Annotated in this window: 15 protein-coding genes, 1 tRNA gene and 1 pseudogene; 8 read left to right on the top strand and 9 right to left on the bottom strand. The window is 51.8% G+C overall.

What is annotated here, in order from left to right:
* Positions 1 to 301: 301 nt before the first annotated feature.
* The gene (gene dpaA, locus FDW88_RS19620) at positions 302 to 1042 is read left to right on the top strand and encodes a peptidoglycan meso-diaminopimelic acid protein amidase (RefSeq protein WP_117342003.1); all 741 of its coding nucleotides are present in this window, start codon (positions 302 to 304) and stop codon (positions 1040 to 1042) included.
* Here the strand turns inward: dpaA and FDW88_RS19615 are convergent.
* Both FDW88_RS19615 and lpcA read right to left on the bottom strand, forming a co-directional pair.
* On the bottom strand, positions 1013 to 1780 hold the full coding sequence (locus FDW88_RS19615; protein ID WP_115259356.1) for a class II glutamine amidotransferase: 768 nt from the start codon (positions 1778 to 1780) through the stop codon (positions 1013 to 1015). The two genes, dpaA and FDW88_RS19615, sit on opposite strands and share 30 nt — an antisense overlap.
* A 111-nt stretch (positions 1781 to 1891) precedes the next feature.
* Entirely contained in the window at positions 1892 to 2470 is a 579-nt protein-coding gene (lpcA, locus tag FDW88_RS19610) for a D-sedoheptulose 7-phosphate isomerase (protein WP_096758199.1), read from the bottom strand.
* A gap of 239 nt (positions 2471 to 2709) precedes the next feature.
* Between lpcA and fadE the strand changes: the two genes are divergently transcribed.
* From fadE to FDW88_RS19595, 3 genes are all read left to right on the top strand, one after another.
* The gene (gene fadE / locus FDW88_RS19605; RefSeq protein ID WP_117342002.1) at positions 2710 to 5154 is read left to right on the top strand and encodes an acyl-CoA dehydrogenase FadE; all 2445 of its coding nucleotides are present in this window, start codon (positions 2710 to 2712) and stop codon (positions 5152 to 5154) included.
* 109 nt (positions 5155 to 5263) lie between these two features.
* Positions 5264 to 6031, top strand: coding sequence for an amidohydrolase (locus FDW88_RS19600; protein WP_115259360.1), 768 nt, complete (start codon positions 5264 to 5266; stop codon positions 6029 to 6031).
* A 155-nt stretch (positions 6032 to 6186) separates the two neighbouring features.
* A complete protein-coding gene (locus FDW88_RS19595) occupies positions 6187 to 6597 on the top strand; it encodes a Spy/CpxP family protein refolding chaperone (RefSeq protein ID WP_096758202.1) in 411 nt (136 codons plus the stop codon).
* 99 nt (positions 6598 to 6696) lie between these two features.
* Here the strand turns inward: FDW88_RS19595 and FDW88_RS19590 are convergent.
* Together FDW88_RS19590 and dnaQ are read right to left on the bottom strand one after the other, a co-directional pair.
* Positions 6697 to 6773 (bottom strand) — tRNA-Asp (locus tag FDW88_RS19590).
* Positions 6774 to 6906: 133 nt separating this feature from the next.
* Positions 6907 to 7635, bottom strand: a complete 729-nt coding sequence (gene dnaQ / locus FDW88_RS19585) for a DNA polymerase III subunit epsilon (RefSeq protein ID WP_197737705.1) — start codon at positions 7633 to 7635, stop codon at positions 6907 to 6909.
* Here dnaQ and rnhA point away from each other — a divergent pair.
* Positions 7589 to 8165 (top strand): annotated as a pseudogene (rnhA, locus tag FDW88_RS19580) (ribonuclease HI). The gene dnaQ and the pseudogene rnhA overlap by 47 nt on opposite strands.
* Here rnhA and FDW88_RS19575 read toward each other — a convergent pair.
* On the bottom strand, positions 8162 to 8884 hold the full coding sequence (locus tag FDW88_RS19575) for a class I SAM-dependent methyltransferase (RefSeq protein ID WP_115259365.1): 723 nt from the start codon (positions 8882 to 8884) through the stop codon (positions 8162 to 8164). The pseudogene rnhA and the gene FDW88_RS19575 overlap by 4 nt on opposite strands.
* 33 nt (positions 8885 to 8917) lie before the next feature.
* Between FDW88_RS19575 and gloB the strand changes: the two genes are divergently transcribed.
* A complete protein-coding gene (gene gloB, locus FDW88_RS19570) occupies positions 8918 to 9673 on the top strand; it encodes a hydroxyacylglutathione hydrolase (RefSeq protein WP_137363202.1) in 756 nt (251 codons plus the stop codon).
* Between the two features lie 71 nt (positions 9674 to 9744).
* Positions 9745 to 11103: a murein transglycosylase D gene (gene mltD / locus FDW88_RS19565; protein WP_096758207.1), complete on the top strand. Its 1359-nt coding sequence runs from the start codon at positions 9745 to 9747 to the stop codon at positions 11101 to 11103.
* Positions 11104 to 11152: 49 nt separating this feature from the next.
* On the opposite strand, the gene FDW88_RS19560 is transcribed toward mltD, so the two are convergent.
* From FDW88_RS19560 to FDW88_RS19550, 3 genes are all read right to left on the bottom strand, one after another.
* The gene (locus FDW88_RS19560) at positions 11153 to 11923 is read right to left on the bottom strand and encodes a class I SAM-dependent methyltransferase (RefSeq protein WP_115259369.1); all 771 of its coding nucleotides are present in this window, start codon (positions 11921 to 11923) and stop codon (positions 11153 to 11155) included.
* 78 nt (positions 11924 to 12001) lie between these two features.
* Positions 12002 to 12802: an endonuclease/exonuclease/phosphatase family protein gene (locus FDW88_RS19555; RefSeq protein ID WP_115259371.1), complete on the bottom strand. Its 801-nt coding sequence runs from the start codon at positions 12800 to 12802 to the stop codon at positions 12002 to 12004.
* Positions 12803 to 12933: 131 nt separating this feature from the next.
* Positions 12934 to 14109 carry an MFS transporter gene (locus FDW88_RS19550; protein ID WP_137363201.1) on the bottom strand — a complete coding sequence of 392 codons (1176 nt, stop codon included), beginning with the start codon at positions 14107 to 14109 and terminating at the stop codon, positions 12934 to 12936.
* 105 nt (positions 14110 to 14214) lie between these two features.
* On the opposite strand from FDW88_RS19550, the gene yafC reads away from it, so the two are divergent.
* A complete protein-coding gene (gene yafC, locus FDW88_RS19545) occupies positions 14215 to 15129 on the top strand; it encodes a DNA-binding transcriptional regulator YafC (RefSeq protein WP_096758211.1) in 915 nt (304 codons plus the stop codon).
* Positions 15130 to 15158: 29 nt separating this feature from the next.
* Here the strand turns inward: yafC and dkgB are convergent, their stop codons facing one another.
* Positions 15159 to 15962, bottom strand: coding sequence for a 2,5-didehydrogluconate reductase DkgB (gene dkgB, locus FDW88_RS19540; protein WP_137363200.1), 804 nt, complete (start codon positions 15960 to 15962; stop codon positions 15159 to 15161).
* Positions 15963 to 16148: the final 186 nt, after the last annotated feature.

Genomic DNA, 16148 nt, shown 5'->3' with positions numbered 1-16148 from the left:
TGGCGGGATATCTTTTTTAATATTTGATTATTAATAGATTAATTTTTTAAATTCAATAGATTAGAAAGTCAGTATTAATCTTATGCAATGGACGGATAGCAGCGACAAATTACGCCGCTGTCTGACTGCCTTTAAGTCCAATGTTGCGTATAAAGAGAAACTAAAGTGTAAACGCAGCACGAGAGACTTGCGAAAAACTTTCTTGGTGCTAATGTGAGCGCTCCAAATCCAGATTTATCCGATTTGGCGACTCTATTTGCCGTCCTGGCGTGTGTAACCGTTTTATCAAGGAATAAGCAGTATGCGTAAAATCGCATTTTTTCTTGCGATGCTTTTATTACCGTGCGTTTCATTTGCCGGTTTGCTGAGCAGTAGCAGTCCAACTGCACCTGTCAGCAAAGAATATAAGCAGCAATTGATGGGATCTCCTGTCTATATTCAGATCTTTAAAGAAGAACGCACGCTGGATCTGTACGTCAAGATGGGCGAACAGTATCAATTGCTCGACAGCTACAAGATCTGTAACTATTCCGGCGGGTTAGGACCCAAGCAACGTCAGGGCGATTTTAAAAGCCCGGAAGGGTTTTACAGCGTACAACGCGGTCAGCTCAAACCGGATAGCCGCTTCTATAAAGCGATTAATATTGGCTTTCCCAACGCCTATGACCGCGCGCACGGGTACGAAGGTAAATACCTGATGATCCACGGCGCCTGCGTTTCTGTCGGCTGCTATGCCATGACCGACAACGGCATTGATGAGATTTTCCAGTTTGTCACTGGGGCGTTAGTATTTGGCCAGTCCAGCGTGCAGGTCAGCATTTACCCGTTCCGCATGACCGATGCCAACATGAAGCGCCACCAGAACTCGTATTACAAAGAGTTCTGGTCACAGCTAAAACCGGGATACGACTATTTTGAACAGACGCGTAAGCCACCGACTGTTTCCGTGGTCGATGGTCGTTACGTCGTTAGCAAACCGTTGAGCCATGAAGTGATTCAGCCACAGCTGGCGTCAAACTACACGCTCCCCGAGACAAAATAGCGCCCATTCACCTGGCATAATCTTTTGCCAGGTTTCATTGCCCGTCAGCGGCTGCGTAGCGATCACGGTGACCACATCATTGGGTGTGGTCTCGGAGCTAAAGTCGATTTCTACATCCTGATCCAATAACGTCGCCACGCCGAAAGGTGCGCGGCGGGTGATCCAGAACAGATTGGTCGAACAGAACGCCATCACGTAGCGCCCGTCGGACAACAACATGTTGAAAACGCCCTTCTCACGCAGTTCCCCGGCCAGGACGGCAATATATTTAAACACCGCTGTCATGTTGCCCGGCGTACGCGGATAACGTTCAACCAGCTTATGTAGCAGCCAGCAGAACGCTTTTTCGCTGTCGGTTTCTCCGACCGGACGAAAATTACCGGTTTCCAGCGATTTATAACCGCTTAGCTGTCCGTTATGGGCATAGGTCCAGTTGCGCCCCCACAGTTCACGCGTGAACGGATGGGTATTTTCCAGCGCCACTTCTCCCCGATTCGCCTGACGAATATGAGCAATCACGGAACAGGATTTGATGGGATAGTCTTGTACCAGTTTGGCGATAGGCGAATTAAAGCTGGGTTGCGGATCTTTAAATGTACGGCAACCCTTACCTTCATAAAACGTAATCCCCCAGCCGTCTTTGTGCGGCCCGGTACCACCCCCGCGCTGAACCAGCCCGGTGAAGCTAAAGCAAATATCGGTTGGCACGTTGGCGCTCATCCCGAGCAGTTCGCACATATATCACCTACCTTAAAACGCTGAACTGCCTGATGGCGTTACACTTATCAGGCCTACGCAAAACGCAAGTAGGCCGGATAAGGCTTCAGCCGCCATCCGGCAATAGCCTTCTTACTTAACCATCTCTTTTTCGATCAGCTGAATCAGAATATGAATCACTTTAATGTGAATTTCCTGAATACGGTCAGCATAGCCAAAGTGCGGGACGCGAATTTCAATGTCGGCGCTGCCGGCCATTTTGCCGCCATCTTTCCCGGTCAGGGTGATGACTTTCATTCCTTTCTCACGCGCAGCGGCAATGGCTTTAATCACGTTTGCCGAGTTACCGGAGGTCGAAATGCCTAACAGGACATCCCCTTCACGCCCTACCGCTTCAACATAGCGAGAGAAAATATAATCGTAACCGAAATCATTGCTGACGCAGGAGATATGGCTGACATCAGAGATAGCGATCGCCGGATAGCCCGGACGGTTTTCACGGTAGCGCCCGGTCAGCTCTTCAGCAAAGTGCATTGCGTCGCAATGGGAGCCGCCGTTACCGCAGGAAAGTACCTTGCCACCCGCTTTAAAACTGTCTGCCAGCAGGACCGCCGCGCGCTGAATAGCGTGAATATTGGCGTCATCTTTTAAAAAATTAGCCAGCGTTTCCGCCGCTTCGCTCAGTTCGTTACGAATAAGATCCTGGTACATGAGGATATCCTTCAGCATGAATGTAAATGACAAGATGCAGTGTACCGGATAGCACTACAGGCGAGAAGCATAAGCCACAGGAATGGCTGTGGCTTTTGATTTTTTGTGCCGGTGAAAACAACAACAATGTGAGCTTTGTTGTAATTATTTTGTAAACACATTGATAAAAGAATTTACATCCACTACAACCATATCATCACAAGTGGTCAGACCTCCTACAAGCAAGGGAGCTTTTCGATATGATGATTTTGAGTATTCTCGCAACGATTGTTCTGCTCGGCGTATTGTTTTATCACCGCGTGAGCTTGTTTCTCAGCAGCGTAATTTTGCTCGCATGGACGGCTGCGCTCGGCGTAGCTGGCCTGTGGTCGGTCTGGCTGCTGGTTCCTCTGGCCATTATTCTGGTGCCGTTTAACTTTACGCCGATGCGTAAATCCATGATCTCTGCGCCAGTGTTCCGCGGCTTCCGTAAGGTTATGCCGCCGATGTCGCGCACCGAGAAAGAAGCAATTGATGCCGGTACCACCTGGTGGGAAGGCGATCTGTTCCAGGGCAAACCGGACTGGAAGAAATTGCACAGTTATCCGCAGCCACGCCTGACGGCAGAAGAGCAGGCCTTTATTGACGGTCCGGTCGAAGAAGCGTGCCGCATGGCAAACGACTTCCAGATCACCCATGAATTAGCGGATCTGCCGCCAGAACTGTGGGCGTATCTGAAAGAGCACCGCTTTTTCGCGATGATCATCAAGAAAGAGTATGGCGGTCTGGAATTCTCTGCTTATGCACAGGCTCGCGTACTGCAAAAACTCTCCGGCGTCTCCGGGATCCTGGCGATCACCGTTGGCGTACCTAACTCATTAGGCCCGGGTGAACTGCTGCAACATTACGGCACCGAAGAACAGAAAAACCATTATTTGCCGCGTCTGGCGCGTGGTCAGGAAATCCCTTGCTTTGCGCTGACCAGCCCGGAAGCGGGCTCCGATGCAGGGGCGATTCCGGATACCGGCGTAGTTTGCATGGGTGAATGGCAGGGTCAGCAGGTGCTGGGTATGCGCCTGACCTGGAACAAACGCTATATCACGCTGGCCCCTATCGCCACCGTGCTGGGCCTGGCGTTTAAACTCTCCGACCCGGAAAAACTGCTGGGCGGCGAGGAAGATCTGGGCATTACCTGCGCGCTGATCCCCACCTCAACACCGGGTGTAGAAATTGGTCGTCGCCACTTCCCGCTGAACGTCCCGTTCCAGAACGGTCCGACGCTGGGTAAAGATGTTTTTGTACCGATTGATTACATTATCGGTGGCCCGAAGATGGCCGGTCAGGGCTGGCGTATGCTGGTGGAATGTCTGTCTGTGGGGCGCGGCATTACGCTGCCATCTAACTCGACAGGTGGCGTGAAATCGGTTGCCATGGCAACAGGTGCCTATGCGCATATTCGTCGCCAGTTCAAAATCTCTATCGGCAAGATGGAAGGTATTGAAGAACCGCTGGCGCGTATTGCCGGTAACGCCTACGTGATGGACGCCGCGGCGTCGCTGATTACCTACGGTATTATGCTCGGCGAAAAACCAGCGGTACTTTCCGCCATCGTGAAATATCACTGTACCCACCGCGGGCAGCAGTCAATCATCGATGCGATGGATATCACTGGCGGTAAAGGCATTATGCTGGGCGAAAGCAACTTCCTGGCGCGTGCTTACCAGGGCGCCCCGATCGCCATCACCGTTGAAGGTGCCAATATTCTGACCCGTAGCATGATGATCTTCGGCCAGGGGGCAATTCGTTGCCATCCGTACGTGTTGGAAGAGATGGCGGCGGCGCAGAACAACGATGTGAATGCGTTCGATAAGCTGCTGTTTAAGCACATTGGTCACGTCGGCAGCAATAAGGTACGCAGTTTCTGGCTCGGTCTGACGCGCGGGCTTACCAGCAGCACGCCAACCGGTGATGCCACCAAACGTTACTACCAGCACCTGAACCGTCTGAGCGCCAACCTGGCATTACTCTCAGATGTCTCCATGGCCGTGCTGGGCGGTAGTCTGAAGCGTCGCGAGCGTATCTCCGCGCGTCTGGGCGATGTGTTAAGTCAGCTGTATCTGGCTTCCGCCGTGCTGAAGCGTTATGACGACGAAGGCCGCCATGAAGCCGACCTGCCGCTGGTTCACTGGGGCGTACAGGATGCGTTGTATAAAGCGGAACAGGCGATGGACGATCTGCTGCAAAACTTCCCGAACCGTTTCGTTGCCGGGCTGCTGAATGTGGTTATCTTCCCGACCGGTCGCCACTACCATGCGCCTTCTGACAAACTGGATCATAAAGTTGCGAAGATTTTGCAGGTGCCGAGCGCAACCCGTTCACGCATCGGTCGCGGTCAGTACCTGACGCCAAGCCAATACAATCCGGTCGGCTTGTTGGAAGAAGCGTTGCTGGACGTGATTGCCGCCGACCCTATCCACCAGCGTATCTGCAAAGAGCTGGGTAAAAACCTGCCGTTTACCCGCCTGGATGAACTGGCGCGTAACGCGCTGGCAAAAGGATTGATTGATAAAGACGAAGCCGCGATTCTGGTGAAAGCGGAAGAGAGCCGTCTGCGCAGCATCAACGTGGATGATTTTGACCCTGAGGAGCTGGCGACCCAGCCGGTAAAGTTGCCAGAGAAAGTGCGTAAAGTCGAAGCGGCATAGCGATCGCGCACGACTTCCAGCCCCGCTTAACGCGGGGCTTTTTATTGCCACATTTTCGGTAATGCTCATGCTACAGTGTCAAAATGCTGTTCAACGAGGAGCCTCGATTGTGCCTGGTTTGAAAATTACCCTACTGCAACAACCACTGATCTGGATGGATGGCCCGGCTAACCTGCGCCATTTCGACCGACAGCTTGAAACCATCACCGGACGAGACGTCATTGTATTGCCCGAGATGTTTACCAGCGGCTTTGCGATGGAAGCGGCCAGCACGTCGCTTACGCAGGAAGAGGTTGTTCGCTGGATGCACGCCAAAGCGCAGCAGACAAATGCGCTAATCGCCGGCAGCGCCGCGTTACAGTCAGAACGTGGCCCGGTAAATCGTTTTTTACTGGTAGAACCCGAAGGATGCGTTCATTTTTATGATAAACGCCACCTGTTCCGCATGGCGAACGAGCACCAGTATTATCAGGCTGGAGAAGAACGCGTCATTGTTCAATGGCGCGGCTGGCGTATTTTACCGCTGGTCTGTTATGACCTGCGGTTTCCGGTATGGTCACGCAATCGCGAGGATTATGACCTGGCATTATATGTCGCAAACTGGCCTGCACCACGCTCACTGCACTGGCAGGCACTGCTGGTCGCCCGGGCAATTGAGAACCAGGCTTATGTAGCAGGATGTAACCGGGTTGGTAGCGATGGCAATGGCCATCATTATCGCGGGGACAGCCGGGTAATTAACCCGCAAGGGGAAATTATTGCCACCGCCGAGGCGCACCAGGCCACGCGGATTGATGCTGAGCTGTCGCTTACAGCATTGCGGGAGTATCGCGAGAAGTTTCCAGCCTGGCAGGATGCCGACCCGTTTACACTATAGAGATATCTCTTCTCGCCCGTTACGGAACGGTTTCCTCGTGGCGGGATTGTTTCACTCCGTAACGCACCGCAAAACAAATTCGCGTGGCGACATGCTTCAGGCAACGTATTCTGAAAATGATACTCACACGTAAATTCCCTTATCAGGATATCAAAATGAAGAAATTCGTACGCATGACGTTGCTGGCTGCTACCCTGGCGGGCGCCTCTTTTAGCACTCTTGCAGCAAACGTATCCAACGTTCCGGCCCCGGCCCAGGATCCAGTGGTACAGCACCTGAAACTGAGCAACGACCAGGTGGCGCAGATTAAAAAGCTGCACCAACAGCTGGAAACCAATGTCAGCCAGATTTCGGTGAACGACGTTAAAGACGGCGTGCTGATTGACGTGATCAAGTCCGGAAAATGGGATGATGCCGCTGTTAAGAAACAGCTTGCCGCGTTCAGCAACATCGAACAGCAGGCACGTTACTACCGCGTGAAATACTACTTTGACCTGAGCAAAGTCCTCACACCAGAGCAGCGTAAGTTGGTGCAAAAAGATATCGCACAGACGCTGGGCGAGTAATGCTGACAGCTCGTTACCCTTGGTAGCGAGCTTGTTATTTTTTTTGTGGGCTAAAACGACGAAAGCCTGAATCATTGCTGATTCAGGCTTTCTGAATAGTGGCGGAATGGACGGGACTCGAACCCGCGACCCCCTGCGTGACAGGCAGGTATTCTAACCAACTGAACTACCACTCCGCGTTGTGTTCCGCTTGGGAACGAAGCGAATATTACGGATTGCCTCGCCCCTCGTCAACGCTTTTTCTCACGTTTTTAATCGTTTGCTGCAAAAATCACCCGAATAGCCATTTCTGCACGGTAAACGCGCAAACTATGCCCGCCAGAGGCAACTTCCGCCCTTCTTCTGAACCAGGTCAAGGCGCGACTCATGGGCCGCTAACTCTTCATCAGTGGCGAAAACAACACGTAACTTGCCGGACTGACGCACAATCCGTTGGATCCCGGTATCATTCTGCTGCTGGCTGTCACCTTCCATGGAAAATGCCATCGTGGTCTGCCCACCGGTCATCATCAGATAAACGTCGGCCAGAATCTGGGCATCGAGCAATGCGCCGTGCAAGGTACGCTTGCTGTTGTCTATCTCATAACGCGAGCATAGTGCATCAAGGCTGTTACGCTTGCCAGGAAACATCTTCCTCGCCAGCGCCAGGCTATCGGTCACTTTACAGAAGGTGTTCGTTTTCGGGATATCGCGATGGAGCTTTGCAAACTCATAATCCATAAAGCCGATATCAAACGATGCGTTATGGATGACCAGCTCCGCACCGCGGATGTAGTCAAGAAACTCATCGGCAACATCGGCAAAAGTGGGCTTATCGAGCAGGAATTCATCCGCGATGCCGTGTACGCCAAACGCTTCCGGGTCCACCAGCCGATCGGGCTTCAGGTAAACGTGAAAGTTATTGCCGGTCAGGCGTCGGTTCACCACTTCAACCGCACCGATCTCAATAATCTTGTGGCCTTCGTAGTGGGCACCGATCTGGTTCATACCGGTGGTTTCGGTATCGAGGACGATCTGCCGTGTAATTCCAGTGCTCATAGCGGTCATTTATGTCAGACTTGTCGTTTATATCGATCTCTAAAACAGGAAGTCTACCAGAGATGCTTAAACAGGTAGAAATTTTCACCGACGGTTCTTGCCTGGGAAATCCAGGGCCCGGCGGCTACGGGGCAATTTTACGCTTTCGCGGGCGAGAAAAAACCTTTAGCGAAGGATACAACCTCACCACCAACAATCGCATGGAGCTAATGGCGGCTATCGTCGCGCTAGAAGCACTTAAAGAACAATGTGAAGTGGTGCTCAGTACCGATAGCCAGTATGTGCGCCAGGGTATCACCCAGTGGATCCACAACTGGAAAAAACGCGGCTGGAAAACCGCAGACAAAAAACCGGTCAAGAATGTCGATCTCTGGAAACGCCTGGATTCGGCGCTGGGTCAGCACCAAATCAAGTGGGAATGGGTCAAAGGCCACGCTGGCCACCCGGAAAACGAACGCTGCGACGAGCTTGCCCGCGCCGCGGCGATGAGTCCTACACAGGATGATGTTGGGTATCAACCCGAAGCTTAAGCGTCCGGTTTACGGTATTGCCGGGTTGCACCAACGGCCTGGCGGATACGCGCTTTGCTTTTGTTTTGTTTCATTGGGTTAAGCGTAAGCGGGATAGTTCGCTTGCGCGCGACCACCAGCTGCATACATCCCAACGCCGGAATATGCGCACTTAACATTTTTCCCCCGTGCTTCTTCCAGGGCAAAACGTGAAAACGGCTGACGTGCAGCACTTCGAAATTCAGCAACGAAAGCCAGTCCAGTTGGCGCATCAGCGTAAACATCCGGCTGTTGTAAGGTGATGTTTTACGTAATACCGGTACCAGCTTGCGCAGGCCCATCAGGCTGACCGGGTTGAATCCGCTCAGTATTAACCAGCCGTCATCGATAAGCACACGATCGGCCTCGCGCAGTAAGCGATGCGGGTCGGAGCACCACGGCAGCGTATGCGCCAGCAGGCACACATCAACAGATTTATCGGCAAAGGGAAGATGCAGAGGATCCGCCAGCACCTGCATCGGCGAGCCTTGCGAAGAAACATTGACCTGATGAGAAACCGCGCACGCTTCGGAATTGATTTCTGCGCTTAAATTACCAATCTTAAGCAGATGAAAACCGTACATTTTTGCAAACCACGGGTTAAGCTGATACTCCAGCGCCTCACGATAGTGTTCGCCCCAGGGTAAATCATCCCAGCTCACGGGCGCTACGACAGTTTGAGGGAGCCTTGCCGGTTTCATCACAACCTTCCGTTTCGCATTGAGAGGTAATTTATGAATCTTAACAGTATTCCCGCCTTTGATGACAATTACATCTGGGTCCTGACCAATAATGAGAACCGTTGCCTGATTGTCGATCCTGGCGAGGCGGCTCCGGTGCTACAAGCCATTGCTGAGCACAACTGGGTGCCAGAGGCTATTTTACTTACCCACCACCATCATGATCACGTTGGCGGCGTGAAAGAACTTGTGCAGCGCTTTCCACAAATAGTGGTCTATGGACCTGCTGAAACACAAGATAAGGGAACCACACGTGTAGTCGAAGAGGGTGATATCGCACTCGTTTTAGGGCATGAATTTAGCGTATTTGCCACGCCGGGTCACACTTTAGGACATATCTGTTACTTCAGCCACCCTTATCTGTTTTGCGGCGACACGCTGTTTTCCGGCGGCTGTGGCCGGCTTTTTGAAGGCACAGCATTACAAATGTATCAATCACTTAAAAAAATAAGAGCCCTTCCGGATGATACGTTAATTTGTTGCGCACATGAGTACACTTTAGCAAATATGAAGTTTGCCTTAAGCATCCTCCCGCACGATCCGTCCATAAATGATTATTATCGTAAAGTTAATGAGTTACGCGTAAAAAACCAAATGACACTACCCGTAATTCTGAAAAATGAGCGCAGAAATAATATTTTTTTAAGAACGGAAGATATTGATTTAATTAATGAAATAAACAAAGAAACAATATTGCAACAACCTGAAGCGCGTTTTGCGTGGTTAAGGTCAAAGAAAGATACGTTCTGACAATTCTGGGTTGCCTTTTGAAAACTTCGCCGTTATGATCGGTCGTCTTTTAAGCAACTATTGACACACACATGAAGGCAAAAGCGATATTACTCGCCTCTGTCCTGCTTGTTGGGTGCCAGAATACTGGTAACGTCCAACAACACGCACAGAGCCTTTCTGCAGCTGGTCAAGGGGAAGCAGGAAAGTTTACAAGCCAGGCGCGCTGGATGGACGATGGGACATCTATCGCCGCCGATCAGGATTTGTGGGCTTTCATTGGTGACGAGCTAAAGATGGGAATTCCGGAAAACAACCGGATTCGCGAACAGAAACAGAAGTATTTACGCAATAAGAGCTATCTCCACGATGTAACGTTACGGGCAGAGCCGTATATGTACTGGATAGCCGGGCAAGTTAAGAAACGTAACATGCCGATGGAGCTGGTACTCCTACCCATAGTGGAGAGCGCTTTTGATCCTCACGCAACGTCTGGCGCCAATGCCGCAGGCATTTGGCAGATCATTCCGAGCACGGGGCGCAATTATGGTTTAAAGCAGACCCGCAATTATGATGCACGTCGCGACATTGTGGCTTCCACCACTGCCGCGTTGGACATGATGCAGCGTCTGAACAAGATGTTTGATGGCGACTGGCTGCTGACCGTTGCTGCTTATAATAGCGGTGAAGGTCGCGTGATGAAGGCAATGAAAGCGAACAAATCTCGTGGCAAGCCCACCGATTTTTGGTCACTCCCTCTGCCTCAGGAAACGAAGCAGTATGTGCCCAAAATGCTGGCATTGAGTGATATTCTCAAGAACAGCAAGCGTTATGGCGTGCGTCTGCCAACCACAGACGAAAGCCGCGCGTTGGCACGTGTTCGCTTGAACAGTCCGGTTGAGATGGCTCAGGTTGCCGATATGGCGGGTATTTCCGTCAGCAAGCTGAAGACCTTCAATGCTGGCGTGAAAGGCTCCACGTTGGGTGTCAGCGGCCCGCAATATGTGATGGTGCCAAAGAAGCACGCGGAGAAACTGCGTGAGTCCCTGGCGTCAGGCGAAATTGCAGCCGTACAGTCAACGCTGGTCGCGGATAACACGCCGCTGAACAGCCGTAGCTACAAGGTTCGCTCTGGCGATACGCTTTCCGGCATCGCTTCACGTCTTGGCGTGAATGCGAATGAGCTAAAGCAGTGGAATAATCTGCGTAGTTCGACTCTGAAAGTGGGCCAAAGTTTGACCGTAGGTGCAGGCACCAGCGCGCAGCGACTGGCTAAAAACAGCGATAGCATTACCTATCGTGTACGTAAGGGCGATTCGCTTTCGAGCATTGCTAAACGTCACGGGGTCAACATCAAGGATGTGATGCGCTGGAATAACGATACCGACAATCTGCAGCCGGGCGATCAGCTGACGTTGTTTGTGAAAAACAACGGCATGCCGGACTCCTGATAGCAGTATAAACATTAAGGCACTGGTTTCCCCCCAGTGCCTTTTTTATTTATGCCGCTTTATGCGCCTCAACCATAATCGTGTCACTGGTGAACGACCCGTCCTGCTGTAACGCGAAGTAGGCCTGCACTTCGGCAGACGCACTCTGCTGGTATAAACGAACCGCGTCAATCAACACCTGCGGGGTACGCATCCGCGCGACCCATGAGCTAAACGCCAGCGGCAGGCGGTCCGTCAACACCGTATCGGCAATCAGATTGGCATCATTCATCAATGACAGCCACTCACCGCTGGAATAGTTGCGCACATGTGAGGTATCGCGTAACGCTTCAACGGTTTGCAGCCAGATGTCCCGCACCGGGTGCCCAGGTGACATGACATCCATCACAATCACCACACCGCCAGGTTTCAATACACGATTCACTTCTCGCAGCGCGCGTCCGACATCATGCCAGTGATGAGCAGAATAGCGGCTAATCACCACATCAAAAGAGCCATCCTCAAACGGCAGGCTTTCGGCATATCCTTGCCGGGTAGCGATATTGTCTAATCCCTTCTCTTTTGCCGCCTGCGCGACCACGTCGAGCATCTGCGCCGATAAATCATACGCCACGACCTGTTTTACCTGATGTGCCGCCGCAAAGCTGGCGTGTCCCGCACCACATCCCATGTCGAGAACGCTGGCCTGTGGAAATGCCGACAGCCTTTCCGCCAGCCGTTGTAAATCACGGCCAGAGGCGTGTACCGTGCTGGTTAAATAGGCATTCGCTTGCGAGCCAAACTGCTTTTCGACGTTGTCATGATGAGAGCGTGTAGTCATTGTGTTGTCCTTCGGTTGTGGTGAAAGATAAAGGACAGCACCCTAACAGGCCTGCCCCACGGCAGACCTGACACACCTTTATTGTTCAGGCTTGCCGGGACTAAATTCAACGAGTAGTGGATTGTGATCGGATGCGCGCGTCACCAGCACAGAGGCTTCACTGACGTTCAAACCACGATAGAACACAAAATCGAGCGGGCGACCAAACGCGCGTCGGCGCTGATCGTCGGTAAAGCGCACCTGGCGTAGCGACATTTCACGGGCGAAACGGTACAACGCATTCATCCGTCGACGGCTCCAGGCGTTGAAATCACCGGCCATAATCACCGGGCCGCTGTGATGAGCAATCTGATCGCCAATGGGAAGTAACTGCTTACTATAGACATCCACCCCGAGGCTGAAGTTAACCGCGTGGATGTTCACCACCATCAATAAACGTGAGTCTGGCAGGGGATATACCGTCACCAGCGCCGACTTTGCCAGCCGTAAAATAGGCTCACGTTCGCGTAGAGGGCAGCAGTAAACAGGATGTGCCGCCGACAGCGTCATGACGCCAGAGGGGTGCTGAGGCAGCACAAAGGCGGGAACCTGATCGGCAGCAAGATAGTTAGCGGTCGCAAACTGCACCAGTTCCGGCGTGGTTTGGGCTTCCTGCAATAACACCAGATGCGCGTCTTTGCCAAAGTTCTTCAGCACCGACAACCATTCTGCCCGCTGCTGTTTAAAAATATTCCACACCAGCACGCGAATACGGTCTTCACTGCTTAAGGGAACGCCGGCGGGTAATGCCTGACCAATATGCGCAAACGACCGTGGCGGTAAGATCCGCTCAACGGGTTGTCCGGCAACATAGCGCATAGCATAGGTGTTTTTTCGCACTGTAGACTTTCAAACCTCTGTAACGTCAACCAGTCCGCAGCCGGACTGGTTCTTCAGTTATAGGGACTTTAAGGCTTACTTTCAACGAGCAATTGCAGTTTGTTTTGTAAGTGGGTACTTACATCAATGAGTTATCCCAGCGTGATCCGCGCAGGTTTATCAAGACGACCGCTGATGCCCATCAGTAAGAAAGCAGCCAGTACGATAAGCGCGCCAATCCACGGCGTCTGCGCTAAGCCATAATGCTCTACCGTTTGCCCGCCAATCACCGAACCCAGTGCAATACCGACGTTAAACGCCGCAATGTTCAGTCCGGAGGCGACATCAACTGCATTGGGGGTAAATTGTTCCGCTTTCTGCACAACATAAACCTGTAATCCCGGTACGTTACCGAAGGCAAAGATCCCCATCACCAATATCGTTACCAGCGCCGCGTACTGCGTGGATGCCGTTAACTGGAATAGCATCAGCAGAACAAACAGTGCAGCAAAAATGAACTTCAATGCAGGGACTGCACCATGTTTATCCGCCAGTTTACCGCCCCAGATATTACCGATAGCCACAGAGACGCCGTATCCCAATAAGATCCAACTTACCGCTGTCGGGGAGAATCCGGCCAGATCCTGCATCATCGGTGCAAGGAAGGTAAACGCCGTAAAGACACCACCATAGCCCAGCGCCGTAACCGCATAAATCAACAGCAGACGAGGATGGGTTAAGACTTTCACCTGATCGCGGATACTGGCGGCAGCCCGACCTGGAATATTCGCCGGGATCAGCAACTGGCTGCTAATTAGCGCAATGACGCCCAGCATTGAGACTGCGAGGAAGGTTTCACGCCAACCAAAATGCTGACCGATAAATGTGCCCAGCGGAACGCCCGTCACCAGGGCCACCGTTAAACCGCCAAACATAATGGCGATGGCCGAAGCCGCTTTCTCTTTAGGCACCAGACTTGTTGCAATGGTTGAACCAATCGAGAAGAACACGCCGTGTGCAAGACCGGTCAACAGACGGGCGACAATTAAAGTCATATAGCCCGGAGCCTGCCAAGCCAGCAAATTACCGGCAGTAAACAGCACCATCAGCGCAACCAGCAGCTGTTTACGCGGCAGGCTCCCTGTCAGAGCGGTCAGCACTGGTGCGCCAATCGCCACCCCCAGCGCATAAATTGAAACCAGCATCCCCGCAGAAGGCAAAGAGATGGCCAGTTGTTCAGCAATAGTCGGTACCAGGCCGACAATCACAAATTCGGTCGTGCCAATGGCGAAGGCACTTATAGTCAGTGCGAATAAAGCGAGTGGCATAAATAAACTCCATATCATCAGTAATCAGATGACATGCAGTATGCCGGGATGCTTTAATAACAAAAATATTCAAAATCTCAATATAATTTTGCTTCAGGTGCAAAAATGAAAGCAACCTCAGAAGAACTGGCGATTTTTGTGGCTGTTGTGGAAAGCGGTAGCTTTAGCCGCGCCGCAGAGCAGTTGGGACAGGCCAATTCTGCCGTCAGTCGGGCCGTAAAAAAACTGGAGATGAAACTGGGCGTCAGCTTGCTCAATCGGACCACCCGACAGCTAAGCCTGACCGAGGAAGGTGAACGTTACTTCAGGCGCGTACAGCTAATCTTGCAGGAAATGGCCGCCGCAGAGACGGAAATTATGGAGTCTCGCAATACGCCGCGTGGCTTGCTGCGCATTGACGCCGCTACGCCGGTTATGCTGCATTTCCTGATTCCGCTCATCAAGCCCTTCCGCGAACGCTATCCTGAGATGACGCTGTCGCTGGTCTCTTCAGAGACGTTCATCAATCTTATTGAACGAAAAGTGGATGTAGCTATACGTGCAGGCACGCTGACTGACTCGAGCCTACGCGCACGTCCATTGTTTACCAGCTATCGTAAGATTATTGCTTCGCCTGACTATATTGCGAAATTTGGTGTTCCAGAGAGCGTCGAAGCGCTTAAGCAGCACCTGTGTCTCGGTTTTTCTGAACCGGTTTCACTCAATACCTGGCCGATTGCCTGCAGCGATGGGCAGCTTCATGAGGCTGAATGCGGACTATCTTCTAACAGCGGCGAAACGCTAAAACAACTTTGTCTGAGCGGAAACGGTATTGCCTGTCTTTCAGATTATATGATTGATAAGGAGATCGCACGAGGTGAACTGGTCGAATTGTTGGCGGATAAACGCCTGCCAGTAGAGATGCCGTTCAGCGCTGTTTACTACAGCGATCGGGCAGTAAGCACTCGCATTCGGGCATTTATCGACTTTTTGAGTGAACATATAAGAACAGCTCCCGCAGGAGCTGTGAAAGAGGGTTAAAGGGCACAGAGGGTCGCTGGGTCAGGTTATTAGTCCCACTCGGGTGCCAGACCTTCCGGGCTAACCAGACGATCGTTGCAGTCCAGCGCCGCGATCGCCGCGTTGTCTTCAGCATCCAGACGCAGATCCAGCGCCAGCAGGTTACTGGCCAGGTTTTCTCGCTTGGTCGAAGAAGGGATCACCGAGTATCCCTCACCCATCGCCCATGCCAGAATCACCTGAGCCGGTGTCGCATTATGTTTCGCGGCAATACCGGCAATGACTTCATCTTTCAGTGCCTTACCGTATGCCAGCGTCATGTAAGACGTGATGTGAATACCGTGCGCTTTGGCCCAGTCAACCACCTGACGGCTTTGCAGATACGGGGACAGCTCAATCTGGTTGGTCGCGATGTTCTCTACGCCCACTGCAGCAATGGCTCTTTCCATTAGCGGAATGGTAAAGTTAGAGATACCAATTTCGCGAGTCAGGCCCTGTGCTTTAGCTTCCAGTAATGCCTGCATAAATTCTTCAACAGAAACCGCATCGTTTGGTGAAGGCCAATGGATCAGCGTCAGATCAACGTAATTGGTACGCAGTTTCTTCAAACTCTCTTTCAGGCTCGGGATCAGTTTTTCTTCGCTGAGATTCTCAATCCAAATCTTGGTGGTGATATACAGCTCACTGCGCGGCACACCACTTTCAGCAATCGCCTGACCAACCGCGGCTTCGTTATCATAGATTTGTGCGGTATCGACGGCACGATAGCCCAGTTCCAGAGCTGTTTTAACAGAAGCGATAACGACGTCGTCTTTCAGGCGAAAAGTACCTAAACCGAATGCAGGGATAGTCATAAATTTCCTCTTTTTAATCACAGTCTTCGTTAGTCGGAGGAGTATGGCCTTCTAACGTGTAGATAAAAAGAGCGTATAACGCAGAGGATTTTTGCAGATTTAGCAATAATTGAATGACAGCAAAAGAAAAAGCCCTGAGCGTTAACTCAGGGCTTTCAATAAGTGGCGGAACGGACGGGACTCGAA

This window comes from Citrobacter sp. wls829, from assembly GCF_005280825.1.
Lineage (GTDB): Bacteria > Pseudomonadota > Gammaproteobacteria > Enterobacterales > Enterobacteriaceae > Citrobacter > Citrobacter gillenii.
Note: the sequence above shows the minus strand (reverse complement) of the source record. Positions and strands in the feature narration are given on the sequence as shown.

Excerpts from the sequence above, each read along its gene's own strand:
- dpaA (WP_117342003.1), top strand. The coding sequence starts at position 302 with ATGCGTAAAATCGCATTTTTTCTTGCGATGCTTTTATTACCGTGCGTT.
- FDW88_RS19615 (WP_115259356.1), bottom strand. The coding sequence starts at position 1,780 with ATGTGCGAACTGCTCGGGATGAGCGCCAACGTGCCAACCGATATTTGC.
- lpcA (WP_096758199.1), bottom strand. The coding sequence starts at position 2,470 with ATGTACCAGGATCTTATTCGTAACGAACTGAGCGAAGCGGCGGAAACG.
- fadE (WP_117342002.1), top strand. The coding sequence starts at position 2,710 with ATGATGATTTTGAGTATTCTCGCAACGATTGTTCTGCTCGGCGTATTG.
- FDW88_RS19595 (WP_096758202.1), top strand. The coding sequence starts at position 6,187 with ATGAAGAAATTCGTACGCATGACGTTGCTGGCTGCTACCCTGGCGGGC.
- dnaQ (WP_197737705.1), bottom strand. The coding sequence starts at position 7,635 with ATGAGCACTGGAATTACACGGCAGATCGTCCTCGATACCGAAACCACC.
- FDW88_RS19575 (WP_115259365.1), bottom strand. The coding sequence starts at position 8,884 with ATGAAACCGGCAAGGCTCCCTCAAACTGTCGTAGCGCCCGTGAGCTGG.
- gloB (WP_137363202.1), top strand. The coding sequence starts at position 8,918 with ATGAATCTTAACAGTATTCCCGCCTTTGATGACAATTACATCTGGGTC.
- mltD (WP_096758207.1), top strand. The coding sequence starts at position 9,745 with ATGAAGGCAAAAGCGATATTACTCGCCTCTGTCCTGCTTGTTGGGTGC.
- FDW88_RS19560 (WP_115259369.1), bottom strand. The coding sequence starts at position 11,923 with ATGACTACACGCTCTCATCATGACAACGTCGAAAAGCAGTTTGGCTCG.
- FDW88_RS19550 (WP_137363201.1), bottom strand. The coding sequence starts at position 14,109 with ATGCCACTCGCTTTATTCGCACTGACTATAAGTGCCTTCGCCATTGGC.
- yafC (WP_096758211.1), top strand. The coding sequence starts at position 14,215 with ATGAAAGCAACCTCAGAAGAACTGGCGATTTTTGTGGCTGTTGTGGAA.
- dkgB (WP_137363200.1), bottom strand. The coding sequence starts at position 15,962 with ATGACTATCCCTGCATTCGGTTTAGGTACTTTTCGCCTGAAAGACGAC.